A 6,000-nucleotide genomic window follows, 5' to 3' on the forward strand; every position below is an offset into this window, starting at 1 on the left:
CCAGTGTCAACGAGGTTCAAATGAGTGGTTCCATTCCCGAGTATTTTTTTCGCGTCCGAGAGAACGGTGCGATGGTCTTTCGTGTCGATTCCGAGAACCGGCAGCGCCGCATCGACATGGAGCCGATCGCCGTCCTGAACATCCGCAACGGCGATATCAAGCCGCAGGGCGGGCGCACCCTGACCGAGGCCGATCTGTCGGAGATCCGTCGCTGGGCGGCGGAGCGCGGCGCGCTTCTCGAGATGCGGGAGATCGACGACATTCATCGCACCATCGACCACCTGAACCTCACCGCGCATTGGGTGCAGTCGCGCGCGAGCGACGAGCAGCTCGAGATGGTGACGGATCAGCTTCTCCTCGCGATGCACGATCTGCGCAGCGTTCTTGTGCGCAAGCGGGCGGAGATGCTGACAAAGGGCTGAGGTCGGGCGCTCCGGCGCGGTGATCAGCCCGGCGGGGACGCGCGGCCGCTGTCGCCGACAACCATGCCGCCGATTTCGCGCAGGAGCTTGCGGGTCATGGCGCGGCGGAAGCCGGGATAGCCTTCCGAGGTCTCGACGAAGGCACCGACCCCGTGTCGCACCTCGTCGGTGAAATAGTCCACCACCATCGGATCGGCGCCGAGCACCGCGAGCCCGTTCACGGTCACCCCGTCGAAGGGGAAATGCTTGTAGGCCAGGTCTGGACCGAACCCGTCATTGGTGATCCCGTCGCCGGAGAGATCGATAACCCTCCGCGCACAATCCGGGCCGCGCCGCAGGAGACCGGCACCGTAGCCCAAGGCGTACCCCATCGCCGTCGGAAAGCGCGTCTGGCTGCGCGGCGCCGCGCGCAGCCGGGACACGACGGTCGTGATGTCGGCCAGCGTATCGAGCCGGGTCCAGTCGATCACCAAAGCGTTCTGGCGCCGCCCCGACCATTCGTAGACGGAGAGCGCCACTCCGCCGCCCCCGGCGAGAAGCGCGCCGGTGACATCGGGATCGAGAAGCGCCTCGGCCAGACCCTCTTTCTGGAGCACGTATTCAGAAGCATCGACCGAGGACGACACATCGAGCGCCAGCACCAGCGCCAGGCGGCACGGCACCTGCGCCGAGACCGGCGCCGCCAGCCAGCCTGCCAGCAGAGCGGCGGCCCAGAGCCTTACCAATGCCCGGTATTCTCCATGCTGGCCCAAGGCTCCTGCGGCTCCTTCGCATCGCCCTGCTGCAAGAGCTCGATCGAGATGTTGTCGGGCGAGCGCACGAAGGCCATGTGGCCGTCGCGCGGCGGGCGGTTGATCGTCACGCCGTTGTCCATCAGGTGCTGACAGGTCGCGTAGATGTCCGGCACCGTGTAGGCGAGATGGCCGAAATGGCGGCTGTCCGAGGGCAGCCCTTCATCGCCGTCCCAGTTGTAGGTCAACTCGACATCGGCCGTGCCGTCGTCCTGATCCGGCGGACACATGAAGACCAGGGTGAACCGGCCCCCTTCATTGTCAGAGCGACGGCGTTCCTTCAGCCCGAGCAGCTCGTAGAAGGCCATGCTCTTTTCGAGGTCTTTCACCCGAACCATGGTGTGAATGTAGCGAATGCCCATGAAACTTTCCTCTCGTCTCCGTTTCCGGGCGACCTAGCGGAGATGGGCGCTCTGTAAAGCGCCCGCTCAGAAGGCCGAGCGCAGACCGATCTGCAAACCGAGGCTCTCGGTGTCGAACCGGCTCACATTCGAGTCGCTCCGCCGCCCCTCCAAGGTGACCACCGGCACGAAGCCCGCATATCCCACGCGTTCGAACTGCATCTCGAGCGAGAGGGCGACGGAATTGTCCTCGCGCCCGCCCGGCACGTCCTCGAGGCAGATGATCGCGCCGCAGGAGCCGACAAGGAACACCGGGACGGAATAGTCGTCATAGGTCTCGCGGCTCAGGCTGAGACCGGCTGCCAGCGAGACACCGGCGACAGGGGCCCCAAGCGCGTAGCGCAGATCGACGCCCATGCCGCGACCGTCATTGCGGTCGTCGTCCCGGTCGCTGGCACTGAAATTGAGCGCAAGGGTCACGCGGTCGCCATTCTCGCGCGCCATCACCGCGCCTAAGCGCAGCCGGTCGAACGTATCCGTGGGCGCCGCATCTTCCGCGCCGTGGCGCAATTCGCGGTTCACCAGTCCAAACAGGGTCCAGCGTGGATCGACCCGGGCCGTGACGCCCAGCGTGCCCCGGGCGAAATCATAATCATGGCTGCCGCCATACCACGCCCTCCCCAGGCTCAGGCCGGTGTCGAGAACCGCGCGACCGCCGGGCAGGGCGCGTTTGTGGGAGAGGCCGGTGTCGATCACCGTAAGCGCGAAGTCCGAGTTCTCGGCGTCGGGCGCATCGTCCTTGGCGCTGTCACTCAGGGCGACGCGGCGCAGGGTCGTGCCGAAGGTCAGGCGGGTCTGCTGCTCGGAGCTTTCCGACAGGCGCCAGGACCCGCTGAGGCGTCCGCGCATCTCCCAGCCCGAAAGCGCCTGCGCCTCGGCGCTGAGGGTGCCGTACACCGCGTCGAGCCCGGACACCTCGAAGCTGTCGGTGCTCGCCCCGCCATTGACGTTGGAACTGGGCGTGACCGACAGGTCCAGCGCGAAGCGGAGCGGATTGACGCGGCGCACAAGGCGGTAATCCTCGATCACGCGGGCCCGGATCTCGTCGGATGGGGCGAGGTCCGTCGCACGGCGCAGCCAGTATTGCGCCAGCGTGTAGCGGCCCGAGCGGAACGCCGCGCGCGCGGCAAGGTCCGCCGCGCGGAAGCGCAGGGGACGATCCGTGGCCAGCCGAAAGGCGCGACCGGCGCTCGACAACGCGCGGGGATCGGATTTCAGGGCATCGGCGACACGGGCGTCGAGCGCCCAGACCGAAGGGTCCTCGGGTTGCACCGCGATCAGGCCGCGCGACAGCCGGTCCGCGGTCTCGAGATCGCCTGTGACCATGGCCTGCACAGCCGCAGAGCGCGCCTGCGGCACGGTCAGGGACACGGGCTCGGTCTGGGCAAAGGCAAACGGCGCCGGGCTCGTCAGGAGCGCCAGCGCCGTCGCAAGAAGCAGCGTGCGGGTCACGTCATCAATCGGCGCTGAAGTCGGGATTGACCTCGGCGCAGCGGGCCGCGTTGGCGCCGTCGGTGCCGCATTTCTCCAACGTGAAGACGCCGATCTCTTCCTCGTTGGTGAAGCCGAGGATGTCGTCGCCGCCGTCGATCGAGTCGATGGTCAGCGCGCCTGCGATCGCCGCGCCGTCCTCGCCGCCGATGATGCCGGCATATTGGCCGACGCCACCTTCGGTCTGATCGAGCGCTTCATAGGCGTCGACGGTCTGGTCGTTGCTGAACTCCATCGTGCCGCCGAAATTGCCCTCGTCGTCGATGCGACCGAGGATCAGCGCGTAGGACGGAAGCGACAGGCCGATTTCCACCGCTTCGCGGTCATAGACCGAGCCGTTGATGGCGAGGTCGGCGAAATCGGCGTTCAGGAACACCTTGCCGGTCGTCGTCAGCACCACGGTGCCGGGGATGATCTCGTCCGCGGCGTCGATCACGGGCAGAAGCTCGCTATCGGTGCCCTCGATGTTCAGAACGCCCACGTAATTGCCGGTATAGGTCACGAGGCCCGTGGCGTCGGTGGCCGCGGGCGGATCGTAATCGTCGGTCCGCGTCACGGTCGCGCCACGGAAATACCGATTGAACTGCGCGCCCGAGACGGCGACGCCCGCGGTGACCGTGCCGCCGTTGTTGTCGGCATCGATATAGCCGCGCACATAGCGGTCGAGCGGGTCGTCCTGGATCGCGAAAGCGAGGAAGCCGGACTGGTCGAGATCGGTGCGGCGCACATAGACGGTCTCGGCGCCGCCGCCATCGAGCGTCAGGCCTTCGACCACGAGGATCGGGTTGCCGTCATCGTCGCTGTCGAGGGTGATCTTGTCGACATCCTCGATCGAATAGAAATCGTCGGTGCTGCCCTCGTTGACCAGCGGATCCTCGGGATCGTCGACGGGAACCACCGGATCCTCCTCGCCGTCCTCTCCGTCATCGGGCTCTTCGGTGGGGTTTTCGCGCCCCAGCGGGTTGTCGCCTTGTCCGCCGCAGGCAGAGAGTATCGAAAAGCCGAGAAGAACGGCCGCAATCGTCCTGAAATCCATGTATCTGCCCCGAAACCTGTTCGAACTTTTGGCGCGAGACTCCGTTCCGGGGCCGGGCAAGTCAATTCCACCGAGCCGGAAGTGTTAAAATTTTGCGGAAACTGCGGCGCATTTGCCCACACAGCATCTAGCGGTGCTTTCCCCCGCCCACGGCCATATCTATGATCACAGGGCGAATCCCATCGGCAGAGGAGAGGGACTTATGACGCTGACACCGGAGCAACAGGCCGAGATCGACGACTTGCGCGGGCGCACGCAACCGACGCTGCGCGCCACCGTTCCGGCTATGGAGGCGCATCTCTACCACGCCCGCCCGGTGCTCGATCACGGCTTTGTCCGGGTCATCGACTACATGGGCGACGATGCCGCGATCTGCCAGGCGGCGCGCGTCTCCTACGGGCGCGGCACCAAGGCGGTGTCGAACGACGAGGGCCTCATCCGCTACCTGATGCGCCACTGGCACTCGACCCCCTTCGAGATGTGCGAGCTGAAGCTGCATGTGAAGCTGCCGGTCTTCGTCGCGCGGCAATGGATCCGGCACCGGACCGCGAACGTGAACGAATACTCCGCCCGCTACTCGATCCTCGACCGCGAGTTCTACATCCCCGCGCCGGACGCGCTCGCGGCGCAATCGACCACCAACAACCAGGGCCGGGGCGCCGCGCTCTCGGGCGAAGAGGCCGAGCGCGTGCTGCGCATCCTCCGCGACGACGCGATGCGCTGCTACGACCATTACGAAGAGATGATCTCGGACGAGGGCCAGCAGGGCCTCGCGCGCGAGCTGGCGCGGATGAACCTGCCCGCCAACATCTACACGCAATGGTACTGGAAGGTCGATCTCCACAACCTCCTGCACTTCCTGCGCCTGCGCGCCGATGCCCACGCCCAGTACGAGATCCGCGTCTATGCCGACGCGATCTGCGAGATGGTCAAGGACTGGGTCCCCTTCGCCTACCGCGCCTTCGAGGATTACCGCATGGGCGGCGCCACCCTCTCGTCCACCGCGCTCGACTGCATCCGCCGGATGCTGGCGGGAGAGGAAGTCACGCAGGAGACCTCCGGCATGTCCAAGGGAGAATGGCGGGAGTTTCAGGGGGTGATTGGTGATGTCTGATATTTATCAGAACGCTCGAGAGTCACTGTCACGGGTTCAGGCTTTTGAGCCCGAGAAAATTACCCGAGAGAAAGAGCTAGGTTCATACGCTTTCGCCTCGGCGGTGGAGCCAGCACGCAAATTGGTCTCACTGTTTCAGCGCGTCCCCTTAGAGGCACTGAGCGAATTCCCAGATCAGACCCTCAGGCAAATTCAATCTGCTGCTGACGGTGCTTTTGCCTTGCTCGAGGAGGCGCGGGCTTTCGATCCCGACGAAGGAAGCATTCGTGATCGTCAATCTGCAATGCCAGATAAGCTTTCGGCAGCTTATACAACTCATTTTGCGACTTTGCAGCCTCATATTTCTTATTCGGTGGCTAGGACAATTGACTTTGCCAAGATTGAGGCAGAGGGTCGTGCTGCAATACAGGCGGCCAAAGATCTTAAGGATCGGCTTGGCGCGGAGATGTTAGAAAGCAAAGCTCAGGCCGAGCAGCTTCTAGCCGATGTCAAAAAGCTGGCAAAAGAGCAGGGTGTTACGCAGCAGGCAATTTACTTTCAGGAAGAGGCAAAGCTTAACGACGAACTTGCTAAAAAATGGCTTTTCGCAAGTGTCGCTGCGGTGGTCGTGACATTGGGCTATACGATTTCTTTATTCTTTGTTTCGCACTTGGAGCAATTTTCCCCAGCTAGGCTCAGGACCCATTGATCTGAGCCGAAGGGCATGATTCACCGCACGAAAACAGAGCGGTGATATGTCTAATCT

7 protein-coding genes are annotated in these 6,000 nt (G+C 64.2%); 3 read left to right on the plus strand and 4 right to left on the minus strand.

Annotated features, from left to right (window positions below; all coding sequences use genetic code 11):
* Positions 1 to 20 precede the first annotated feature (20 nt).
* Entirely contained in the window at positions 21 to 422 is a 402-nt protein-coding gene (locus ACFQ4E_RS18010; protein WP_386805918.1) for a hypothetical protein, read from the plus strand.
* 23 nt (positions 423 to 445) lie between these two features.
* Here the strand turns inward: ACFQ4E_RS18010 and ACFQ4E_RS18015 are convergent, their stop codons facing one another.
* The 4 genes from ACFQ4E_RS18015 to ACFQ4E_RS18030 form a co-directional block, all read right to left on the minus strand.
* The gene (locus ACFQ4E_RS18015; protein WP_386805919.1) at positions 446 to 1,174 is read right to left on the minus strand and encodes a DUF1194 domain-containing protein; all 729 of its coding nucleotides are present in this window, start codon (positions 1,172 to 1,174) and stop codon (positions 446 to 448) included.
* Positions 1,141 to 1,575, minus strand: a complete 435-nt coding sequence (locus ACFQ4E_RS18020; protein WP_386805920.1) for a VOC family protein — start codon at positions 1,573 to 1,575, stop codon at positions 1,141 to 1,143. The genes ACFQ4E_RS18015 and ACFQ4E_RS18020 overlap by 34 nt, the downstream gene beginning before the upstream one ends.
* A 66-nt stretch (positions 1,576 to 1,641) precedes the next feature.
* Positions 1,642 to 3,066: a hypothetical protein gene (locus tag ACFQ4E_RS18025; RefSeq protein WP_386805921.1), complete on the minus strand. Its 1,425-nt coding sequence runs from the start codon at positions 3,064 to 3,066 to the stop codon at positions 1,642 to 1,644.
* Positions 3,067 to 3,070: 4 nt separating this feature from the next.
* Complete coding sequence (locus tag ACFQ4E_RS18030; protein ID WP_386805922.1) at positions 3,071 to 4,141, minus strand: hypothetical protein; 1,071 nt, start codon at positions 4,139 to 4,141, stop codon at positions 3,071 to 3,073.
* 202 nt (positions 4,142 to 4,343) lie between these two features.
* Between ACFQ4E_RS18030 and thyX the strand changes: the two genes are divergently transcribed.
* Together thyX and ACFQ4E_RS18040 are read left to right on the plus strand one after the other, a co-directional pair.
* A complete protein-coding gene (thyX, locus tag ACFQ4E_RS18035; protein WP_386805923.1) occupies positions 4,344 to 5,255 on the plus strand; it encodes an FAD-dependent thymidylate synthase in 912 nt (303 codons plus the stop codon).
* Positions 5,248 to 5,943, plus strand: coding sequence for a hypothetical protein (locus ACFQ4E_RS18040; RefSeq protein WP_386805924.1), 696 nt, complete (start codon positions 5,248 to 5,250; stop codon positions 5,941 to 5,943). The genes thyX and ACFQ4E_RS18040 overlap by 8 nt, the downstream gene beginning before the upstream one ends.
* Positions 5,944 to 6,000 lie beyond the last annotated feature (57 nt).

This window comes from Litorisediminicola beolgyonensis (assembly GCF_042679605.1).
GTDB classification, from domain to species: Bacteria; Pseudomonadota; Alphaproteobacteria; order Rhodobacterales; family Rhodobacteraceae; genus Litorisediminicola; species Litorisediminicola beolgyonensis.